The sequence below is a fragment of the Bacillus sp. CCNWLW194 genome, assembly GCF_037120585.1.
Lineage (GTDB): Bacteria > Bacillota > Bacilli > Bacillales > Bacillaceae_G > Bacillus_A > Bacillus_A basilensis.
In genome coordinates this window covers 236,452-258,589 of the sequence record NZ_JBBBBL010000002.1, presented here as the reverse complement: position 1 = coordinate 258,589, position 22,138 = coordinate 236,452, and the positions used below count along the sequence as shown (strand labels likewise).

General features: G+C 34.9%; 24 protein-coding genes and 1 riboswitch. Of the genes, 21 read left to right on the top strand and 3 right to left on the bottom strand.

The window, feature by feature from the left end:
- The first annotated feature begins 107 nt into the window (after positions 1-107).
- The 6 genes from resB to V7S50_RS04665 all read left to right on the top strand — a co-directional run bounded on the left by resB (position 108) and on the right by V7S50_RS04665 (position 7,113).
- Positions 108-1,733, top strand: a complete 1,626-nt coding sequence (gene resB / locus V7S50_RS04690) for a cytochrome c biogenesis protein ResB (protein ID WP_336375977.1) — start codon at positions 108-110, stop codon at positions 1,731-1,733.
- Positions 1,734-1,747: 14 nt separating this feature from the next.
- On the top strand, positions 1,748-2,905 hold the full coding sequence (resC, locus tag V7S50_RS04685) for a cytochrome c biogenesis protein ResC (protein ID WP_242251173.1): 1,158 nt from the start codon (positions 1,748-1,750) through the stop codon (positions 2,903-2,905).
- A gap of 302 nt (positions 2,906-3,207) precedes the next feature.
- Positions 3,208-3,924, top strand: coding sequence for a DNA-binding response regulator ResD (gene resD, locus V7S50_RS04680; protein WP_002017976.1), 717 nt, complete (start codon positions 3,208-3,210; stop codon positions 3,922-3,924).
- Complete coding sequence (resE, locus tag V7S50_RS04675) at positions 3,924-5,699, top strand: sensor histidine kinase ResE (protein WP_080468676.1); 1,776 nt, start codon at positions 3,924-3,926, stop codon at positions 5,697-5,699. Before resD ends, resE begins: the two co-directional genes overlap by 1 nt.
- A 132-nt stretch (positions 5,700-5,831) precedes the next feature.
- On the top strand, positions 5,832-6,413 hold the full coding sequence (locus tag V7S50_RS04670) for a cob(I)yrinic acid a,c-diamide adenosyltransferase (protein ID WP_242251174.1): 582 nt from the start codon (positions 5,832-5,834) through the stop codon (positions 6,411-6,413).
- Between the two features lie 85 nt (positions 6,414-6,498).
- The gene (locus V7S50_RS04665; protein WP_242251175.1) at positions 6,499-7,113 is read left to right on the top strand and encodes a peptidoglycan DD-metalloendopeptidase family protein; all 615 of its coding nucleotides are present in this window, start codon (positions 6,499-6,501) and stop codon (positions 7,111-7,113) included.
- A gap of 29 nt (positions 7,114-7,142) precedes the next feature.
- On the opposite strand, the gene V7S50_RS04660 is transcribed toward V7S50_RS04665, so the two are convergent.
- On the bottom strand, positions 7,143-7,829 hold the full coding sequence (locus tag V7S50_RS04660; RefSeq protein WP_060630159.1) for a hypothetical protein: 687 nt from the start codon (positions 7,827-7,829) through the stop codon (positions 7,143-7,145).
- Positions 7,830-8,074: 245 nt separating this feature from the next.
- A riboswitch (FMN riboswitch) is annotated at positions 8,075-8,214 on the top strand.
- A 162-nt stretch (positions 8,215-8,376) separates the two neighbouring features.
- Here V7S50_RS04660 and V7S50_RS04655 point away from each other — a divergent pair.
- A complete protein-coding gene (locus V7S50_RS04655) occupies positions 8,377-8,955 on the top strand; it encodes an ECF transporter S component (protein ID WP_242251176.1) in 579 nt (192 codons plus the stop codon).
- Between the two features lie 196 nt (positions 8,956-9,151).
- On the opposite strand, the gene V7S50_RS04650 is transcribed toward V7S50_RS04655, so the two are convergent.
- Positions 9,152-9,400, bottom strand: coding sequence for a ferredoxin (locus V7S50_RS04650; protein WP_001151996.1), 249 nt, complete (start codon positions 9,398-9,400; stop codon positions 9,152-9,154).
- A gap of 280 nt (positions 9,401-9,680) precedes the next feature.
- Between V7S50_RS04650 and V7S50_RS04645 the strand changes: the two genes are divergently transcribed.
- The 12 genes from V7S50_RS04645 (at position 9,681) to V7S50_RS04590 (ending at position 19,680) form a co-directional block, all read left to right on the top strand.
- Complete coding sequence (locus V7S50_RS04645; protein WP_242251177.1) at positions 9,681-10,742, top strand: helix-turn-helix domain-containing protein; 1,062 nt, start codon at positions 9,681-9,683, stop codon at positions 10,740-10,742.
- Positions 10,732-12,261: a RecQ family ATP-dependent DNA helicase gene (locus V7S50_RS04640; protein WP_242251178.1), complete on the top strand. Its 1,530-nt coding sequence runs from the start codon at positions 10,732-10,734 to the stop codon at positions 12,259-12,261. Before V7S50_RS04645 ends, V7S50_RS04640 begins: the two co-directional genes overlap by 11 nt.
- A complete protein-coding gene (locus tag V7S50_RS04635) occupies positions 12,261-12,824 on the top strand; it encodes a CPBP family intramembrane glutamic endopeptidase (protein ID WP_061677819.1) in 564 nt (187 codons plus the stop codon). The genes V7S50_RS04640 and V7S50_RS04635 overlap by 1 nt, the downstream gene beginning before the upstream one ends.
- Before the next feature lie 22 nt (positions 12,825-12,846).
- Positions 12,847-13,326 carry a LysM peptidoglycan-binding domain-containing protein gene (locus tag V7S50_RS04630; RefSeq protein WP_063224172.1) on the top strand — a complete coding sequence of 160 codons (480 nt, stop codon included), beginning with the start codon at positions 12,847-12,849 and terminating at the stop codon, positions 13,324-13,326.
- A 58-nt stretch (positions 13,327-13,384) separates the two neighbouring features.
- Positions 13,385-14,161 carry a metallophosphoesterase gene (locus tag V7S50_RS04625; RefSeq protein ID WP_336375976.1) on the top strand — a complete coding sequence of 259 codons (777 nt, stop codon included), beginning with the start codon at positions 13,385-13,387 and terminating at the stop codon, positions 14,159-14,161.
- The gene (locus V7S50_RS04620) at positions 14,161-15,036 is read left to right on the top strand and encodes a MerR family transcriptional regulator (protein WP_242251180.1); all 876 of its coding nucleotides are present in this window, start codon (positions 14,161-14,163) and stop codon (positions 15,034-15,036) included. The genes V7S50_RS04625 and V7S50_RS04620 overlap by 1 nt, the downstream gene beginning before the upstream one ends.
- A 77-nt stretch (positions 15,037-15,113) precedes the next feature.
- On the top strand, positions 15,114-15,722 hold the full coding sequence (locus V7S50_RS04615; RefSeq protein ID WP_060630167.1) for a genetic competence negative regulator: 609 nt from the start codon (positions 15,114-15,116) through the stop codon (positions 15,720-15,722).
- 353 nt (positions 15,723-16,075) lie between these two features.
- Positions 16,076-17,362 (top strand): NAD-specific glutamate dehydrogenase, encoded by a 1,287-nt coding sequence (gudB, locus tag V7S50_RS04610; RefSeq protein ID WP_000225171.1) that lies wholly within the window; start codon positions 16,076-16,078, stop codon positions 17,360-17,362.
- Positions 17,363-17,442: 80 nt separating this feature from the next.
- Entirely contained in the window at positions 17,443-17,652 is a 210-nt protein-coding gene (locus V7S50_RS04605) for a hypothetical protein (protein ID WP_063224170.1), read from the top strand.
- A 92-nt stretch (positions 17,653-17,744) separates the two neighbouring features.
- Positions 17,745-17,981, top strand: coding sequence for a DUF3961 domain-containing protein (locus V7S50_RS04600; RefSeq protein WP_001983018.1), 237 nt, complete (start codon positions 17,745-17,747; stop codon positions 17,979-17,981).
- A 79-nt stretch (positions 17,982-18,060) separates the two neighbouring features.
- Entirely contained in the window at positions 18,061-18,591 is a 531-nt protein-coding gene (locus tag V7S50_RS04595; protein ID WP_001240646.1) for a peptidoglycan recognition protein family protein, read from the top strand.
- 108 nt (positions 18,592-18,699) lie between these two features.
- Positions 18,700-19,680: a YpdA family putative bacillithiol disulfide reductase gene (locus V7S50_RS04590; RefSeq protein WP_242251181.1), complete on the top strand. Its 981-nt coding sequence runs from the start codon at positions 18,700-18,702 to the stop codon at positions 19,678-19,680.
- Between the two features lie 37 nt (positions 19,681-19,717).
- Here the strand turns inward: V7S50_RS04590 and ansA are convergent, their stop codons facing one another.
- Positions 19,718-20,692: an asparaginase gene (gene ansA, locus V7S50_RS04585; RefSeq protein ID WP_080468634.1), complete on the bottom strand. Its 975-nt coding sequence runs from the start codon at positions 20,690-20,692 to the stop codon at positions 19,718-19,720.
- Between the two features lie 180 nt (positions 20,693-20,872).
- Here ansA and V7S50_RS04580 point away from each other — a divergent pair, with 180 nt between their 5' ends.
- Positions 20,873-21,046, top strand: a complete 174-nt coding sequence (locus V7S50_RS04580; RefSeq protein WP_242251183.1) for a YpfB family protein — start codon at positions 20,873-20,875, stop codon at positions 21,044-21,046.
- Positions 21,047-21,174: 128 nt separating this feature from the next.
- Positions 21,175-21,852 (top strand): (d)CMP kinase, encoded by a 678-nt coding sequence (gene cmk / locus V7S50_RS04575; protein WP_063224168.1) that lies wholly within the window; start codon positions 21,175-21,177, stop codon positions 21,850-21,852.
- Positions 21,853-22,138 lie beyond the last annotated feature (286 nt).

Here is a 22,138-nt window from a genome sequence, read left to right as displayed (position 1 = left end):
ACATAAGAGGTGCTTGCCTATAGCGCCTCTGGTTTAAAAATTCTGAGTATTGCGGTAACTTGAGGTTAGAATATACAATGGTACATATAGATACAGGGGCGGTGAGAGTGTTGAAAGAAATTAAGTGTGAATGTGGACATGTGAATCCGATAGGAACTGTTTTTTGTGAAGCTTGTGGGAAACCATTTGAAAGTAATGAAAATATAAAACTATTGGATATGCGCTATGAGGGGAGTGCTCGTAGATCTCTCACGCAAACAAAAACGATCGTCGATAAAATTTGGAGCTTTTTCTCTTCTGTAAAAGTGGGTGTATGGCTCATTGTGATCACTTTAGCTGCATCAGCGATTGGAACTATTTTTCCGCAAGAAATGTACATAACTCCAGGGGTTGCACCAGCTGAATATTATAAACAAGAATACGGATTTTTAGGACAATTATACTATCAATTAGGATTTAATAATTTATACGGTTCATGGTGGTATATGATGTTAATTGCTTCAATTGGTATTTCGCTTGTGATATGTAGCTTAGATCGTGTTATTCCGCTTTATAAAGCTTTAAAAAAACAAGGGGTGAAAAGACACCCTAGCTTTTTAAAGAGACAAAGATTATACGGCATTGGTACACCGCAAGATGGTGATTTGGAAAGAATCCAAATGAATTTAAAGAAAACGAACTATAATGTGAAAGTGGAAGAGGGAAACGTTTTAGCAGAAAAGGGACGTTTCTCGCGTTGGGGTCCATATGTGAATCATATCGGTCTTATTATCTTTTTATTCGGTGCAATGCTTCGGTTTTTACCGAGTATGTACGTAGACGAAGCGCTTTGGTTACGCGATGGTGAAACGAAAGAAATACCAGGGACGAATGGCCAATACTATTTGAAAAATGAGAAGTTTATAAAGGAAGTTTATGATAAAAGTAAGGACAAGGAAGTTTTTGATGAAGCAATTGACCGTGTAGGTGATAAAATGATTGCGAAAAACTTCCAAACGAATGCTGTATTATATAAAGCGGTCGGCGAAAATATAGCAGGACAAAAACCGAAATTGGAAAAGGTAAAAAAAGCGGAAATTCGAGTGAATGAACCGCTGAAATTTGATCAATTTGCTATTTATCAAGTGGATTATAAAGAAAGTGAATTTAAAAGCATGTCCTTCCATTTGCAAAATAAAGAAAACAATCAAAAGTTGGGACCAATTAAAGTTGATTTAACGAATCCTACAGAAAAATATGATTTAGGAAATGGTTATTCTCTAGAACTATTAAGCTATTTTCCTGATTTTTATTTTGACGAGAGTGGAAGACCGAACACAAAAACGAAATTACCAAACAATCCTGCATTCGTCTTTAAAATGTTTACGCCTGAAACACCAGATGGTGAAGTGAGTTTTGTTGGTATTCAGCAAAATATAGAACCTGATGGGAACAATAAGTATAAAATGTCATTCGCAGGTGTTGAAATGCAAAATGCAACAGCACTTACTGTAAGGAAAGATTTAACGCTTTGGATTCTCGGTATTGGAGGATTTATATTTATGGTTGGTGTCATTCAAGGAATGTATTGGAATCATCGCCGTATTTGGATACAACGCGTTAATGATGAATGGTGGATTGCAGGACATACGAATAAAAATTGGTTCGGTTTAAAGAAAGATATTGAAAGAGTACTAGAAGGTACAGCAATTCCGCAACCAAACGATAAAGTAGTTGATAAAAAAATTAGTTAAGGTGGGGAAACGATATGGTGCAAATAAGTAGTAACTTTCTCTTTACCGCATTTATTTTATATTTAATTGCAACTCTATTTTTCGGGGGAGCAATTAAAGAAAAGGGTCATAAATGGGCAAATGTAGGAATAATGATTACAATTTTAGGGTTTATTGCACAAACAGTATATTTTGTTACAAGATGGATTGCATCAGGACATGCACCAGTTAGTAACTTTTTTGAATTCGGTACGTTTTTCGGCATGATGCTAGTCGGAGCATTTATTGTCATGTATTTTATGTACCGCGTAAGTATAATTGGACTCTTTGCATTACCAGTTGCGATTTTATTAATTGCCTACGCGAGTATGTTTCCGAGGGAAATATCGCCGCTTATTCCATCTTTGAAAAGTAATTGGTTACATATTCACGTGACGACTGCGGCTGCAGGACAAGCAATTTTAGCGATTAGTTTTATTACGGGCGTTATGTATTTATTGAAAAATGTAGATCAATCAGTGAAAAGTAAACGTACATTTTGGTTAGAAACAGTAGTGTTCACGCTTGTTTGTACAGTTGGATTTATTGGAGTAACAACGGTATTTTCTAGTATGAAATATGAAGCGAAGTTTCAATGGATTGATAAAAATGAACAGCAAGTGGAAATGAAGTACAATCTTCCGGCTTTAGTTGGACCGCATGAAGGGAAGTTGCTGACAGAAAATAAATTAGAACCGACAGTTGAAGTTCCAGCGATTGTAAATGCAAAAAAATTAAATACTGTAATTTGGTCAGTGTTAGTTGGAACATTACTTTATATTGTATTAAGACTTGTTTTAAGGAAACGAGTATCAGCAGCACTTCAACCGCTAGTAAAGAATACGAATAGTGATTTACTAGATGAAATCGGATATCGTTCTATTGCAATTGGATTCCCAGTTTTTACATTAGGTGCATTAATTTTTGCGATGATTTGGGCACAAATAGCTTGGACACGTTTTTGGGGCTGGGATCCAAAAGAGGTTTGGGCGCTTATTACTTGGCTCTTTTATGCTGCGGTATTACATTTACGCCTATCAAAAGGATGGCACGGAGAGAAGTCAGCGTGGTTAGCGGTAATTGGTTTTGCAATCATTATGTTCAACTTTATTGTAGTAAATTTAATTATCGCGGGTTTACATTCATATGCATAGAGAAATAAAATAGGAGAGTGAATGTCACTTTCCTATTTTATTTTTGTCAATTTTTCTTCTTTTTTGAGAAAAACATGACAAAGTAGCGGTTGATTTTGTAAAATGATGTCGAGGACATTATATACTGTTCAAAAAAAATACATAGTTTTGGAAAAAAATTGAACAAACTTTATTATTCTTGTGAAGCATAATATGGGAAGTGAAACAGTTAGAGGATTGCTTAAATAAACGAGAATAGCGCAACATAATAGTGTAGAAGGGTAGGTGTGAACCGTTGTGGTAAAAGTACGCAACGGGTAAAAATGGAAAATGAATCAAGAATTTTAATTGTAGACGATGAGGATCGTATTCGTCGTTTGTTGAAAATGTATTTAGAGAGAGAACAATACACAATTGATGAAGCAGATAATGGTGATACAGCTTTAGAAATGGCGTTACAAAATGATTATGATTTAATCCTATTAGATCTTATGATGCCTGGTAAAGATGGTATTGAAGTATGTAAAGGGGTTCGTGAGAAGAAAGCGACGCCAATTATTATGTTGACAGCAAAGGGTGAAGAAGTAAACCGAGTACAAGGGTTTGAGGTAGGAACTGATGATTATATTGTGAAACCATTTAGCCCACGTGAAGTAGTGCTTCGTGTGAAAGCGGTCTTACGCCGTTCTGTACCAACAACATTCTTTACACAAGATACAACGACAAAAGATGTTACTGTGTTCCCTCATTTAACAATTGATAATGATGCACATCGTGTTACAGCAGATGGTAATGAAGTGAACTTAACACCGAAAGAGTACGAATTACTATTATTCTTAGCGAAAGCTCCTGATAAAGTATTTGATCGTGAGCAATTGTTAAAAGAAGTATGGCAATATGAATTCTTCGGAGATTTACGTACAGTTGATACGCATGTAAAGCGTTTACGTGAGAAGTTAAGCAAAAAATCACCAGATGCTGCGAAGATGATTGTTACCGTTTGGGGCGTAGGTTACAAGTTTGAGGTTGTGAACGACTGATGCTTTGGAGAAGTGTAGTAGGGAAGTTATGGATGACCATATTACTTCTCGTTTCGTTTGTACTTGGATTTGTTGCGATTTTACTTTCACAGTTTTTTAGAACATATTATGTTGATATGAGTGAAGCTAGGCTTCAAAAAGTTGCAACAAGTGTTTCAGAGTTAATTGAAGAAGGTGCCGATGTAAAAACGATTGAGAATATCGCGTACAAATTCTCTGATCCACTTTCAAGGATTATTATTGTAGAAGATGGTAAGGAAATTTCATCTTCACCGAAACAAGAAGGATTAGTCACTCTTACAATGGATGACTTAAAAGAAGATAAAGAATTAGCGGCTGTTTTTACAGACAAAAAAGAAATTAAGAATAACATTAGAAAAGCTTCTAATAGTAGAAAGAATAAAAATACTGAAAATGATATTATGATTGTCGGAAAACCAGTACACTCCAAAAATCAAAGTGCAGTGTTTGTATACGAATCTTTACAAGTTCCGATACAAGGTATGGAGAGAACGACTGATTTTATATTCTTATCAGCAGGGATTGCAATTATATTAACAACTTTCTTTGCATTCTTCTTATCTACTCGAATTACAGCACCACTCCGTAAAATGCGTGAGGTTGCTTTTGAGGTTTCGCGTGGGAAGTTTGATGCGAAAGCTCCTATGGTATCTCAGGACGAGATTGGTGAGCTTGCAACGGCCTTAAATCAAATGGGAAAACAGTTGAAGTTTAATATGAATGCCTTGCAGCAAGAGAAAGAACAGTTAGCTAGTATTTTAAGTAGTATGGCAGATGGGGTTATTACGTTAAATCAAGAAGGTGAAGTCGTTGTAATCAATCCGCCAGCGGAACATTTCTTGCAAGTTTGGCAAGAAGAGAAAGAAGTAGAGTTAAGTAAAAAGCTTCCTTCTGAACTTGTTGAACTATTCCATCTAGTTGTAGAAAGCGAACAACAACAAGTGGTTGAAATTAATTTACAAAAAGGTAACTATGTAGTTCTTATGACTCCGCTTTACAATCAAACGAAAATTCGCGGGGCGGTAGCTGTATTGCGTGATATGACGGAAGAACGCCGTCTGGAGAAGATGCGTCAAGACTTTATTGCGAACGTATCACATGAACTTCGTACACCGATGGTCATGCTTCAAGGGTATAGTGAAGCAATTTTAGATGATATTGTGCAAACGAAAGAAGAAATTAATGAGTTTGTTCAAATCATTTATGATGAATCTGTTCGTTTAGGTAAACTTGTAAATGAATTATTAGATTTAGCGCGTATGGAAAGTGGTAATGTAGAGTTACATATAGGTGAAGTTGATATTCATCCTTTCGTTGAAAAAATAGGTCGTAAATTCCAAGGTATTGCAAAGGATAAAGAAGTTGCATTAACGGTTGATTTCCAAAATCCAATAGAGCGATACCCGTTTGATGCAGATCGTATGGAACAAGTATTGACAAATTTAATTGATAACGCAATTCGTCATACAAATGCAGGTGGACATGTAACGCTTGTAATTGATACGAAAAATAATGGTCTTATTTTTGAAGTGCAAGATTCGGGCGCTGGCATTCCAGAAGAAGATATTCCATTTTTATTTGATCGTTTCTACAAAGCTGATAAAGCAAGAACACGTGGGAAAAAAGGTGGAACAGGACTCGGGCTTGCGATTGCAAAAAATATTGTGCAAGGCCATGATGGGAAAATTACTGTTTCAAGTGTTGTTGGAGAGGGAACTACATTCTCTGTATATTTACCAAATCGTATAATTTAGATATGCGTTTTTAAAGTTGATAATGAATAAAGTTCTACTGTTTTTTATTTTTTTGTAAAATCAATTAAATAAATAATAGTAGAACTTTTTTTATCGTAGTTGAATGAAGAATAAGAGGGGTGTCGTAAAGCAATGAAATTATACACAAAAACAGGAGATAAAGGGACAACAGGTGTAATAGGCGGCAGAGTGGATAAAGATGATATCCGAGTGGAAGCATATGGCACGATAGATGAGGCGAATTCTCATATTGGATATGCGATGACTAAGCTTCAAGGCGAGTCTTTTGGAGATATTTACAATGAACTTGAAAATATTCAACACGAACTATTTGATTGCGGAGGAGACTTGGCGATAGTAGCGGGGAAAATTCCTTATAAAGTAAAAATCGAAATGGTCGAATGCTTAGAAAAAAGGATTGATTCGTATATAGAAGAAGCACCGCCGTTAGAACGCTTTATTTTACCAGGTGGAAGCGAGTCGGCAGCTGCTATTCATATTGCACGTACAGTTGTAAGGCGAGCAGAACGATGTATAGTGTCCTTACAAAAAGAAGGGGAAATAAACGAAGTTGTTCTAAAGTATGTAAATAGATTATCTGATTATTTGTTTGCAGTAGCTAGAGTAATAAACGCTCGAGTACAAGTAAAAGATGTGGAGTATAATCGCAGTGCAATCGTTTTTCGTGATAAGAAAGAGAAGGAAGTGGAGTAATCCACTTTCTTTTTTTTGTATACTTTTTTCTGTAATATACCAAAATAGAGAAGGTATGGTGGTAATTAGAAAACGGAGGATGTATATGAAAGGTTTAAAATACGGCGTCATGTTATTGACTATATTGTTTTTATCTCAATTACATGTGTACGCAGAGGGAAACCGGTGGACATGGCCTGTTGAAGGGCAGATAAGTGATTATTTTGGGACAAGGCATGGAAAACACTACGGTATAGATATAGCGGCACCGATCGGCTCGGCGGTGGCAGCTATTCAAGATGGTAAGGTAACAAAGTCTTATTATTCAAGTAGTTATGGAAATGTTGTATTTATTAAACATGGAGAATATGAGGCTGTGTATGCACATTTAAATAAGAGATATGTAGTTCAAGGGGATTATATTTCAAAAGGAGAAATAATTGGAGAAGTAGGGAATACAGGAGAATCTCGAGGTGCACACTTACATTTAGAAGTTCATCAAGGAAGATGGACGATGGCAAAAAAGAATGCGATGAATCCATTGCTTGTTTTACATGAACAAAGAAACGAAGTCGTTTCTTCCTCGTTATATGTCGTTCAAAAAGGGGACACTTTAGTTAGCATTGCACGGAAATTTAGCATGTCTGTTAAGGAAATTAAAGAAAAAAATGGGCTGCAGCAAGAGCTGATTTATCCAAATCAACAATTATACGTAAAGTAAAAAAAGAGCTAGTTTAACTAGCTCTTTTTTTACCAAAAAATAAAGACACATATAAATCCAGAAATAGCTAAGTAGCTATATAAGTAAAATACTTTTGTTCTGGTTTTTTCGTTTGTTCGAAAAAGTACAATAGTCGGTTCAATTAAACCGATTGTCAAACAAAGTAGACCAAGGAGCATACAACCAATTGAAATGGAGTACAGGGCGATTTGTGGTGCTTGAAATGGAATCATCCATTTTAATAAAAATGCAATAAGTGCAGTGTAGCAAATGCTGCCAATGTATTTATTCAACGGTGCATTAGAACGGAAACCTGGAAGCTTTTTTAAGAAAGAGCGGGAAACAACTTCAGTTTGTAAAGATGTATGCTCTTCGATTATTTTTTGAGCTTCTTTTCCTTTTTGGAAAAGGGATAATATCCAGTTTCGCTTCCCTTGAAAAATAAATTGAGAAGTTGTTAAATAATGATCCACCTTCACTTTATTCCAACTTTTCCACGGATGACGCTCACATAATTTTAATTTACTCTCTGTTTTTTTATCATACTGATAAATACTGATGCCATCTTCGTCGAAAGTAGCATAGTATGTCTCGCTTGAGAATGTGCCTAAATCAATTGGACAGTAGAAAAGTAATTCTTTTTTTAAGTAAAAGTATTCTTTTCTTAAGTTTTTTTTCATTGTTTCTCGAATAGAGTGTCTCTTTTCTTTCTTCATGACATTTCCTCCATAATCCAGAAAATGTTCTTATCTTAACAATTCAACATCTTATCACTTTTAATTATATATGACTAGGGGATTTATAGGAGAAATGCCGAATGCTAAAAAATATGGGGTGTATTGTAAAATATAATGAATGGTTTTGATTATGTAAAATCAATAACTTATTTATAATAAGTTACGATTTTTTTGTTCACAATCCAATCATGTTGTTGTATAATGAAGTGGAAAATAGAATATCGGTCTATCTTCGGGGCAGGGTGAAAATCCCGACCGGCGGTGATGAACTATATGTGATTTTGTTCTAAGCCCGCGAGCCGTTAAGGCAGGATTTGGTGTGATTCCAAAGCCGACAGTATAGTCTGGATGGGAGAAGATGGAGGTTCAAGCGTTCAAAAAAGATATGGATTTGAACGTCTGTTTGATGTGCCTTAAATTCTCCCTTTGTGTAAAACACAAAGGGTTTTTTCGTTCTATGAAAAAGTAGGCATAGCAGAACCTTTCCACTTTCCATGAGATGATCGATGGAAAAGGAGAGAGAAAGATGAAACAAAAAAACAGTGTAGTGCAGATGGTGAGTGTAGCGATGCTAAGTAGTATTGCATATTTACTGATGATGTTGGATTTCCCGTTCCCAGGGCTTCCGCCATTCTTAAAAATTGATTTTAGTGATGTACCGGCTCTAATTGCAGCGATTATCTTCGGACCAATTGCGGGAGTAATTGTAGAGGCGATAAAGAATATTTTACATTATGGGATTCAAGGAAGTTTAACGGGAGTACCAGTTGGAGAAATAGCTAACTTTATTGCAGGATGTTTATTTATTGGACCAGCAGCTTTCTTATTTAGGAAGTATCGTACTGTTAAGAGCTTAACGACAGGATTAATGCTAGGGACAATTACAATGGCGCTTATTATGAGTATATTAAATTACATCATCATATTCCCAGCTTACACTTGGTTTTTAAATTCGCCAGCTATGTCTAGTGAGGCTATAAGAACAACGGTTGTAACGGCAATCTTACCGTTTAATTTGATTAAAGGGATTGTTGTGACAATTGTATTTGTAGCGTTATTCTCACGCCTGAAAGTATGGATGTTTGCAAAAATGAAAAATGCATAAAATATAAAGTGAAACTTCAATCAGTGGGGGGCATCCCCCACTGATTATTAGCCCTCACCAATCGGGCTGCCCGGCAAATAGCGAGGCAAAAAAACCATTAGTAGTATGGAACTACTAATGTTTTTTTTATAAGTATCATGAAAACAAAAAATGTCCCTCATATTAATGAGGGACATTTTTTGAAGTTAATAAAAGACTATTCGAATTTTAAAGCATCGCCGTCAAATGATTCGTCAGCAACTTTAATTGAGTCAGTTGGACAACCTTCGAATGCATCCATCATATCTTCAAGTAATACATCTGGAATCTCAACGATACCTTGGTTATCGTCTAATGTTACGAATGCAATACCTTCATCATCATAGTCATAAATGTCTGGTGCAGCAGCGCCACAAGCACCACATGCAATACAAGTATCTTTATCAACGATTGTATATTTTGCCATCTTTTTTCCCTCCTGATAATATGTATGTGAAAAGCTCGCCATAAAAATTATAACCTTATTGTAAAACGGTTTTTAAAACTTTTCAACATAAAATTATAATGATAATGCTTATCAATTAGGGTGTCAACTAATTTTTGTATTATGTCATAAGATTTTCAAAATACGTAAATGTTATTTCGTTTGGTACAATAGAATATATACAAGTATATAGTGCCGATATGATAAGTTAGTGTAATTATACCAAAAAGCAATTAAGTTAGATTGAAAGGTGGAAGCGGTAATGCAACTACAATATACTTTATTGTATTGTTTAAAACAATTGAATGGTGAAAGGACCGTTTCTTCTATTTATTATTTATTAAAGGGAAAACGATCTTCGCAAACATTACAAGATGGAAATATGTTCCGAATTTCTTTTTTGTTTGGGATATATAAATCATTAAATAGAATTGAATATGATCGTGAAGTTGCAAAGTTGTTGCAAGCAGATTTGATTCAAGAAATACATGAGAATACATATTTGTTAACACCTAAAGGTAAAATGCAGTTGCATACATGGGAGGGAGTGTATGCTTTTCCAGCGCATTTACATGGTTTGCACTATGGTGAATTAGGTGAAACATTTTGGAAAAGATTATCTTTAATTATTCAAACTATATCTAATTTACAACAGAATAATACGAAATTTATTCCTATTCAACAAGATACAGAAATAATGATGTGGGTGAAACGCTTTTTAACAGGTATGCCGTATAGGCGAAATGAATTGGCTAAAAGATTATGGAAAGAAATACATAATCTTTTAGGGAAATGTGATGTGGTAGAAGCGACGATTGTAACATATAGATTAACAGGATATGAACGTATCGGTTGTACATTGCAGCAGTTAGCTGAAATTACGAAACAAGATATATTTAGGGTGTACTTTTTATTTTGGGGTGCAATTCATCTCCTTATACAAGAAGTTCGCGATAAAGAAAATGAATTTCCGTTATTAGCTGAAATTATCTCTTATCCGAATGAGAGAGCTGAATTATTTAGTTTATCAACGAAAAAAACATATAATTTTTGGAGGCAAGGGCGCTCATTAGAAGAAATAGCGACAATTAGAAATCTAAAGGTTGCAACGATAGAAGATCATTTTGTTGAAATTGCTTTGAGAGAAAGAGATTTTTCTATCGAGATGTTTATGGAAAAAGACAAAATAGATAAAGTAACAGAAGTAATTGATGCATTACAAACACGTAAGTTACGTGAGTTGAAACAAGCGGTTGGAGAGGATATCTCTTATTTTGAAGTTCGTCTTGTATTGGCGCGGATGGAGGGTATAAATGAAGCTTGAGGAATATTTATATAGGTGGTTTGGATATTCTGAATTTCGTCCAGGTCAAAAAGGGGTAATTACAGATTTATTGGAAGGAAAAGATGTTATAGCGATGCTTCCGACCGGAAGAGGGAAGTCTATGTGTTATCAACTTCCAGGGCTAATGCAAGAAGGGACAGTACTTGTTGTATCACCATTATTATCTTTGATGGAAGATCAGGTTACACAATTAAAATATGTTGTGAAAAACCGAGTGATAGCATTTAATAGTTTTCGGACATTACATGAAAAAAGAGAAGCGATGAAAAGATTAGCTTCATATAAATTTATTTTTGTTTCACCAGAGATGTTGCAGTCGGAATTGTTAATAAGAGAATTGAAGAAAGTTCATATTTCATTATTTGTTGTGGATGAAGCTCATTGTATTTCGCAATGGGGTTATGATTTTAGACCAGATTATAAAAAACTAAATGTAGTCATTGAGAATATCGGGTCTCCTACGGTGCTAGCATTAACGGCAACAGCGACGAAAGATGTACTCCGAGATATAGCAGAGAGTTTAAATTTGGAGAATGTGATGCAGCATGTATACTCTATTGATCGTCCAAATATTGCAATGGAAGTACAATTTGTTACGACGATAGAAGAGAAGAAAGAAGCGCTTTTGGACCAGGTAATGTATTTACAAGGCCCAGGGATTGTATATTGTTCAAGCCGAGCGTGGACAGAACGTTTAACGGAATATTTAAGAGGAAAAGGCGTTACTGGTGTCGCTTTCTATCATGGTGGTATGGAACATGAAGAGCGTATGTTAATTCAACAGCAGTTTATGAATGACCAGTTGCAGCTTGTAATATGTACAAGTGCTTTTGGTATGGGAGTAAATAAGTCGAATACGAGATATATTATTCATTTCCATTACCCGACTAATATCGCTTCTTATTTACAAGAAATCGGAAGAGCGGGAAGAGATGGTGAACCGAGTATAGCTATCTTACTATGTAGTCCGTTAGATCACGATTTACCAATTTCAATAATTGAAGATGAATTGCCAAGTCAGTCACAAATACAATTTTTATTTTCTTTACTGCAAGAAAGAATGTTTCAAACGAAAGAATTACCAATAGAAGAGGTAGAAGAAATTTGTTATAATGCAGCAAGATTTAATGAACAATATTGGCGTTTCATCCGCTATCATCTTGAACGGCTTGGAATCATACAACAGCGAAAATTAATATTAGAGAGCTTGTCAGATGAAATTATGAACAGATTAATAGCTGAAGTAGAAATAAGGCTACGTAATAAATATAGTGAGCTAGAAAACATGAAATCATGGATACAAGTGAAAGAATGTAGACGTGAATATTTGCTGCAACAGTTCGGTTATAGAAAAGAGGGCGAGTTAAAGAATTGCTGCGACTATTGTCATATTACAAAAACAGATTATAAAAAAAGACAAGCGCAACAATTGGATTTCGACTATAATTGGGAAACAGAGTTACAAAAGCTTTTCGGTCTAGAAAAGATGGGGGAATGATGAACATTCAAAGGCATAATATTGAAGATATGAGTCCGAAAGAAATAAGGCTGAATCTGTATATTACACAGTTCATTATTATCGGTATTGGTTGTTTACTAGCATATATACTATTCCGAGATATAAAATCGGTGTATAGTCTGTGGAAATGGGAACCGGTGTCTATACTTATAATAGGTGGCTTGTTAGCGATTGGTATTGTGTTATTAGATTATGTTGCAATGCGAGTATTTCCAGAGTCTTGGTTTGATGATGGTGGTATTAACGATAGGATGTTTCAAGGGATGTCAGTTATGCATCTACTCGTTATTACGTTCATTATCGGCTTTGCAGAAGAATTTTTATTTAGAGGTGTAGTGCAGACGCACTTTGGAATTGTAATAGCCAGTTTAGTATTTGCAGTGTTACATATTCGGTATATAAAAAAGCCATTTTTGTTTTGTTTCGTCTGTTTCATTAGTTTTGTCTTTGGTTATGTATTTGAATGGACAGGAAATTTGTTTATAACAATCTTTGCACACTTTCTTGTTGATTTTATAATGGGACTCCAATTAAGAAAATAAATGGAAGGTGGTGGTGAACAACATGAGAAAACGAATTCCTGATTTTGAAGAGGAATTAGAAGTTGAGCGAGTGGAAGAAAAAGAAGGTTTACCGCCGCGTAGTGAAATTCATAGAAATAAAGAGAAAAAACAAAAGTTTAAAATGAATCATATTTTCGTCCGAGTTTTAACATTTTTATTCATATTACTACCAATTAGTATCTTATGGTATACAGATAAATATATTCAGGTGAAAAGCGATGGTAATAACGCTGGAAAAAGTGCATTTGAGGTCATTTTCTTTGATTCAGCTAAATCTGAGTCCGAGGCACCATCTGAGAAAGTCGTCACGCATACGGTGAAAGAGGGAGAAACTTTAGAAAGTATAGCAAAGCAATATTTTTCAGATGAAACTGGGATCGAAGTGATTAAAAAGTATAATGATTTACAAGGAAATGAAGTGAATGTAGGTCAAGAATTAAAAATTCCAATAAAAGATAAGTCCACAAAGCAAGAGAGTTAGTGGAATACTTACTATAAAAACTGAGGATTATCTTTATGAGGAGGGGAGTAAAAAATATATGATATGGATTATCTTATTAAGTACTCTCATATGTATTGGTATTATATTTCTTCTTGTAATGTATACAGAAGCAATGCGTGATACGGTGCTAGAACATACTTTAACATTTGAAGAATTTCCGAAAAGTTTTCAAAAAGTAAATGTATTTTTTATATCTGATATTCATAGAAGGATCATTTCAAATTCGTTAATTGAACAAGTAAAAGGAAGAGTAGATCTTGTAATTATTGGTGGTGATTTAGCGGAAAGAGGTGTCCCTTTATCAAAAATCTCTGCAAATATACAAAAGTTAAGAACGATAGCTCCTGTATATTTTGTATGGGGAAATAATGATTATGAGATTGAATATCACGAGTTAGATGCTTTGTTATTAGAAAATAATGTGAAAGTTTTAGATAATACAAGAGTTGTATTTGAGTCTGAATTAGGAGAGAAAATTTGCTTACTCGGTGTAGATGATGTTGGTTTGGAACGTGATCGTTTAGATTTAGCGTTGGCTGATTGTAAAGAAAATGGTTTTCGCATATTAATTAGCCACAACCCTGATATAATAAATAAAATGTCTGGAAAAGAACAAATTTCACTTGTGTTAAGTGGACATACACATGGAGGGCAAATCCGATTATTCCCATCTAAAAAATATTTAAAAGGTGGCGTATATAAGCATTCAAATGTGACTCTTTTTGTTAGTAATGGGTATGGAACAACGTTGATTCCACTTCGCTTCCGAGCACCTGCTCAAACACATATTATTACGTTATGCGGAGGGAGATGATGCCAACTCTAAACGGAAAATATAACATAAAAGCTGTTTCGAATATAATTGGAATTCAGCCGAGCACACTTCGTGCATGGGAAAGACGATATCAAATGATTGCCCCAAAGCGGAATCATGCGGGGCATCGATTATATACAGAAGAGCATATTCAAATTTTGAAATGGTTAATGGACAAGGTTTCTTCCGGCATGATGATTGGACAAGCAGTTCAATTATTAGAAGGGAATCGTTTGCGAAGTAATGTTCAAAATGAAATACATTACGATAGAGAAGTTGTTTTAGTGGACGATTTACTACAAGCTTTGTTAAAATTTGATGAAATTACAACTTCTGCATTGTTAAACGAGGCTTTTAGTATTTATGCAACAGAAAAAGTTATCGCAAATATTGTTCTTCAAGTGTCAAATAAATTGTTAATGTTAAAAAAAAATAATGAAGTTACAATGGTGCAATTCCAATATGTCGTATCATTTTTACAAACGCGTCTAGGGATGGTGTATCATAATGCATCATCGTTTTCTTCTATACACAAAGTTGTCGTGTTAGAAAGTAATATGTTGAGAGGGTTTGTTTTCTCAACGTATTTACGATTAAAAGGATATGAGGTGATATATATTAGGGTAAGCTTAGCGGAAGATAGTATTTCGTTAGCTGTTGAGCAAATAAGACCTAAATATGTAGTAATCTCTTTTGATGACGGACGAGAACTTAAGAACGCAATGAACTACGTGAATGTGTTGCAAGAAAAAAATGAGAACCTTTCTGTTGGGGTTATAGGAGAAATAGGTGCTCGAGATCAGTTGAACATTCAAACAAGCCTAATTGGTGATACGAAAGAAGAATGGGATGATTGGTTAAAAATGTTAGAATAGTTGTTCGAAAAGAACCATCTATTTTCTATTTCATATAATAAAAATTATATTCATTGGTTGCGTAGGGAGGGTATGAGATGAGGCTGGAACGATTAAATTACAATAAGATAAAAATTTTCTTAACATTTGATGATTTAACTGAGCGAGGATTAACGAAAGAAGATTTGTGGAGAAATGCACCGAAAGTACAGCAATTATTTCGTGATATGATGCAAGAAGCAAATAAAGAATTAGGATTTGAAGCGGATGGTCCGATTGCAGTTGAAGTATTTTCTCTACAAGCGCAAGGAATGGTCGTAATTGTAACGAAAGAACATCAAGAAGCGGATACAGATGATGAGTTCCGTGACGAGTTTATTGAAATGCAAGTGACTTTAGATGAAAGTGAGCATATCCTTTATGAGTTTGCTACACTAGATGACGTAATTAACCTGTCGAATCGTTTATATAACCTTGATGTAACTGGCGGGAAATTATATACGTGGGATGGGCGTTTCTATCTTTGGATGGAAGAAGAGGAGCAAATACAATTGCTGAAGGCAGATTTTATAGCTATTTTAGCGGAATATGGTAATCCGTCTACAGCAACTATTTATCGTTTAATGGAGTATGGTAAAGAATTAATGTCTTCTCAAGCAATTGAACAAATACACAATTACTTTGTAAAAAAACAAAACCTTAGCTAATATAACATAGCTAAGGTTTTGTTTTTTTACTTGGAAAACTTAAAATATTGATTTGGAAATTTTAAAACGATCCACGGTATAGAGGGAATCATAAATATTTGAGCATTCTTTATTGTACTTAAATATATATCTTTTCAAGGTATTGCATTTAAGTAAAATGAAAAATATTTAAATATTTAAGTATTTTACTTTTCTAAAAGCAATAAAAGGACTATAATAATAGTGAAAACGCTTGCAATAGAAAATAGTTTGTATATATTTGTTAGCGTTTTCTATTGCATTCCAAATTTAACGGTGTATACTAGGCAATGAAGGTTTACTAAACAAGTGAAATTACAGGGGGTTTACTTACTATGGTAGCCGAAAAGGGAACTCAAACAAAAACACAACAACAAAGGGAACAACATTTTGAACTATTGAATTCGACACAAATTGTTATTAGTGAAGCATTAGAAAAATTGGGTTATCCAAACGAAGTATATGAATTATTAAAAGAACCAATTCGTATGATGACAGTGAAAATACCAGTTCGTATGGATGACGGGACTGTTAAAATATTTACAGGATATCGTGCACAACATAATGATGCTGTTGGTCCAACGAAAGGTGGAATTCGCTTCCATCCGAATGTAACAGAAAATGAAGTGAAAGCACTTTCAATCTGGATGAGTTTAAAATGTGGTATTGTTGATTTACCATATGGCGGAGGTAAAGGTGGAATTATCTGTGACCCACGTGAAATGTCATTCCGTGAGTTAGAAAGATTAAGCCGCGGTTATGTACGAGCAATTAGCCAAATCGTAGGACCGACGAAAGATATTCCAGCTCCAGATGTATTCACAAACTCTCAAATTATGGCATGGATGATGGATGAGTATAGCCGTATTGATGAATTTAATTCACCAGGATTTATTACAGGTAAGCCACTTGTATTAGGTGGATCACATGGACGTGAAACAGCAACGGCGAAAGGTGTTACAATTTGTATTCGCGAAGCTGCAAAAAAACGCGACATTGATATTAAAGGTGCGCGCGTTGTTGTTCAAGGATTCGGTAATGCTGGTAGTTTCTTAGCTAAATTTATGCATGATGCAGGTGCGAAAGTTATTGCAATCTCAGATGCTTACGGTGCGTTGCATGATCCAAACGGATTAGATATTGATTATTTATTAGACCGTCGTGATAGCTTCGGTACAGTAACAAAATTATTTAATAATACAATTTCAAATAAAGAATTGTTAGAACTTGATTGCGATATTTTAGTTCCAGCTGCAATTGAGAACCAAATTACAGAAGAAAATGCTAATAATATTAAAGCGAAAATCGTTGTTGAAGCTGCAAACGGTCCAACAACATTAGAAGCAACTAAAATCTTAACAGATCGCGGAATTTTACTTGTTCCAGACGTATTAGCAAGTGCTGGTGGTGTAACAGTATCTTACTTTGAGTGGGTACAAAATAACCAAGGTTACTACTGGACTGAAGAAGAAGTAGAACAACGTTTAGAAAAAGTAATGGTAAGATCATTTGATTCTATTTATGAAACAGCACAAGTTCGTAAAGTGAACATGCGCTTAGCAGCGTACATGGTCGGTGTTCGTAAAATGGCTGAAGCAAGTCGCTTCAGAGGTTGGGTATAATATTATAGCGTGAGAAAACGTGATTCCTTTGGAAGGAATCACGTTTTTTTTTGTTGAAGTATTAAATTGAGGTGTTGTATATGGAAAATAAAATAATGGAACGAGTAGAACAATTAGAAGAAAAGGTTAAGAGGTTAGAGGGAGAGCTCGCAAGAACGATGAAAGCCCCAAAAACAAGTATCGTTCGGGTGTTCGGGGAAGGGCTACTGTTTTTAATATTTGGTTTGGTTGTAGTAGGACCGATTATCGCCGTTGTAATCTCAATTCTTACTTGGCTTGCTGAAAAATAAAATAAAAATAAAAAGAACGCTTGTTCTACACGAACAAACGTGCTATACTCTCCTTAGATAAACAAAACGGAAATGATTTTAAGGAGAGATAAATGATGAAAATGACAGTAGACCAAAGATTTATGATGCCAGCGGATGTTGTAGAACGAGTGGAAGTATTACGAAACAAGCAAAGTAAGCGTGGCACATTATTACAATCAGTAAATAAATTTTTCGGTTTAGATACGAAAGAAGATTGTGTTTGGTTTTACGGTTTTTATGGAGTGGCTGTAAGTATTTTATTATTTATGGTGTTCACATCAAATATTTTCGATTTTCTCTTCGCGTAAGAAATATGCGATAAGGACATTGCTACCGAATACATATATAAGGAAGTAAGGTAATCTTCTGAAGCGGGAGTTGGTAGTAATGGCGATGTTTCCTATAGAGCGTAATTATATTGGATATGGAAGTTCACGACCGGGAATTCCTCTCTCTAAAGTAAGGTTTATTGTAAGTCATGATACGGGGAATCCTGGTAGCAATGCGATAGGGAATCGGGATTATTTTAATGAGATACAACCGAAAGCCTCGGCACATACATTTATAGATGACAAAACAATATTAGAAATTATTCCTATAAGTGAAGTTGCTTATCATGTTCGATATGGTGTGCCGACAGATAATGACTTATATGGTTATGATGCAAATAAGGCTGCTATTGGAGTGGAACTTTGTTATGGCGGTGATGTTAACTTTTGGGAAGCATATACACGTTTTACGTGGTATCATGCGTATTTATGTCAAAACTTCGGCTTGAATCCGAAAAAAGATATCGTATCACATAAAACACTTGACCCAGCTAGAAAGATTGATCCTGAAAATGTATTAGGGAAACAAGGTATTAAATTTCAGCAGTTTTTAGCAGATGTCTATCGGATGTACGTTTCGTTTAGATGACAAATATATGAAAAATGAATACAATAAAGATAGGTGCCTACTGCTGTAAGTAGGTTTTTTCTTGTTTTTATAAATAGTGCAGAGGTAGAAGACTAGGAGTGGACGAGTATGCAGAAAGAAACAGTTATTATAATCGGAGGCGGTCCGTGCGGATTAGCAGCAGCAATTTCATTGCAAAAGGTAGGGATAAATCCGTTAGTAATTGAAAAAGGAAACATTGTAAATGCCATTTATAATTATCCAACTCATCAAACATTTTTCTCTTCTAGTGAAAAATTAGAAATTGGTGAAGTAGCTTTTATTACAGAAAACCGTAAGCCAGTTCGAAATCAAGCGCTTGCGTATTATCGTGAAGTAGTAAAGCGTAAATCTGTACGTGTAAATGCTTTTGAACGAGTAGAGAAAGTTCAAAAAGATGGAGAAGTCTTTAAGGTTGAGACGACAAAACGTGACGGAAGTAAAGAAATGTATATAGCGAAATACGTTGTTGTAGCAACTGGATATTATGACAATCCAAATTATATGAATGTTCCAGGTGAGGAACTGAAGAAAGTATCTCACTATTTTAAAGAGGGGCATCCTTATTTTGACCGAGATGTAGTAGTTATAGGTGGGAAAAACTCGAGTGTAGATGCCGCGTTAGAACTTGTTAAAGCGGGTGGGCGTGTAACGGTACTATATCGCGGAAGTGAGTATTCAACAAGCATAAAGCCGTGGATTTTGCCGGAGTTTGAGGCATTAGTACGAAACGGCACAATTCAAATGCATTTCGGGGCTCATGTGAAAGAAATTACTGAACATACATTAACGTATACAGTTGATGGTGAGGAAAAAACAATCCGAAATGATTTTGTATTTGCGATGACCGGTTACCACCCTGATCATAGTTTCTTAACGAAGATGGGTGTTCGGATTGATGAAGAAACAGGACGTCCAATTCATGCAGAGGATACAATGGAAACGAACGCTGAAAATATTTTCATTGCAGGTGTAATTGCTGCTGGAAATAATGCGAATGAAATATTTATCGAGAACGGTAGATTTCATGGAAATGTGATTGCGCAAACCATTGTAACAAGAGAAATGTAAAAAGAAGCTGTCGAAATAAACTTCGACAGCTTCTTTTTTAATTGTGCATAAACATATTTTGGATTGCTTCATGAGAAGTTGTATTCTCTAATGCAACTAATAATTTAATACGTGCTTTTTGAGCATTTAAACCGTATGTGAATACAATACCCATATCTTTTAATTGTTTGCCGCCGCCTTCATATGAGTATACATCTTGAACGATACCGTTGAAACAGCGGGAAACTAATACGACAGGAATTCCTTTGTTTATTAATCGTTCTAGACTAGGAAGTGTTCTTGGAGGTAAATTACCTTGTCCAAGTGCTTCGATAACAATCCCGTCTACTGGAAGGGTTTCAATGGCTGCTAATAATGTATCGTCCATACCCGCGTATGCTTTTAGAACGACTACGTTTTTAGAAACCTTATTTACGGAATATGTTTCGTGATGTACTAAAGCATGGTGGAATACAACACCACGTTTTGTTACCATACCAATTGGTCCATACTGTGGACTTTGGAATGTTGCTACATTACTTGTATGTGTTTTCGTTACATTTGTAGCGCAATGAATTTCGTCGTTTAATACGACTAGAACACCCTTTTCTGCAGCTTCACTACTGCTAGCGACTTTTACAGCTGATAAGAAGTTATATAGACCATCAGCACCTAATTCATTGCTAGAACGCATTGCGCCAGTCACAACGATCGGAATAGTTGCTTGTACTGTTAAATCTAGGAAATAGGCTGTTTCTTCTAATGTATCCGTACCATGCGTAATGACTACGCCATGAATGTTTTCTTGTTTTACTCTTTCATCAATGATGACTTGTAATTGTAACATTTCGCTCGGTGTCATATGAGGAGATGGTAGATGGAACACATCTTCAACGATTAAATCAACATCGCCTTCTAAATCAGGAATAAATTTTAAAAGAGGATTTTTTTCACCTGGTTGTACGACTCCAGTTTCTTTATCTTCCTCCATTGCAATTGTTCCACCTGTGTGTAAAACTAGGATTCTTTTCAATGCTTATACCCCTTTCAAATTGAAAAATACATTTAGAACATAACATGTTTTGAGTAAATTCGACAATGGAAATGTATAAAAGTATGCCTCGAAAATGACAATAAAATTAACTGCTATATATATGATGTATAAAATCGTGAAACTAAATATATAAATATAGGATAGAAGGGAGCAATTACGTTGAAAAAGGTGGAGAAAATTTTTATTCGTATATTAATAATACAATTTATTTGTCTTTGTGTTGTGCAATTGTTCTTTATACATAAGTCATCAGTGAAATATTTATCTAAAATTGTTTATTATGAAGGTGTCACGGTAAAAAACGAAACAGAAATCTTACAGGTGAATAGGTAGTTTTCATTTTCTTCTAGGAAGGAGTATGCTACAATAATTGAGGATTTAATGACGTGAAGCAAATGAGAAGAAGCAGGATAATACCTGCTTTTCGTTTTGTTTTATAAGTGAAAAAATGAGGTGTTACAATGGATAAACGAATTTCAATTGCTATAGATGGTCCAGCAGCTGCTGGAAAAAGTACAGTCGCAAAAGTTGTAGCGAAGAAACTTTCTTACGTTTATATTGATACAGGGGCAATGTATCGTACAATTACATATGCAGCCCTTGAGCAAAAAGTGGATATTGAAAATGAAGAGCAGTTAATGGAAGTTGTAAAGAATGTAAATATTGAATTTCAGCAAGGAGAAAATACACAACTTGTATTTTTAAATGGACAAGATGTTTCTGAAGTAATTCGTACACCAGAGGTGACGAATCGAGTATCTATTGTGGCGAAACATCGCCTTGTTCGTGAAGAAATGGTACGTCGTCAACAAGAGCTAGCGGAAAAAGGCGGCGTTGTAATGGATGGCCGTGATATTGGTACACATGTGTTACCAGATGCTGAAGTGAAGATCTTTATGCTTGCTTCTGTTGAAGAAAGAGCAGAAAGAAGACATTTAGAAAATATAAATAAAGGTTTCGATTCTAATTTAGAGCAGTTAAAAGAAGAAATTGCTCAGCGTGATAAATTAGATTCAGAACGCGAAGTTTCTCCTCTGAAAAAAGCTGATGATGCATTGGAATTAGACACAACTTCTTTATCAATTGAAGAAGTTGTCCAAAAAATTATGGGCATTGTTTCAGGAGTGTTTGCGAAATAAAGAAAGGGGATAGCCTCTTTCTTTTTTGTTTGTATAGAAATGTAAAGTATACGTGAATTGTGAAGCTCTTTCCTTGACAAATGATCGGATTTGTAAGAAGTTAGTAAAAGAGAGATAAAACTTTCAGAATATATTCGCTATTATATTTCAAAACATACTTTCTTCAAGATGATTTTGCTGTATACTATTTATATAGGTTTAATATATTTTCTGGGGAAATGTATGAAAACTGAGTATGTGATGATAAATTCTTAAACATGCAAATGAAAACATTTGTTTTCATTTC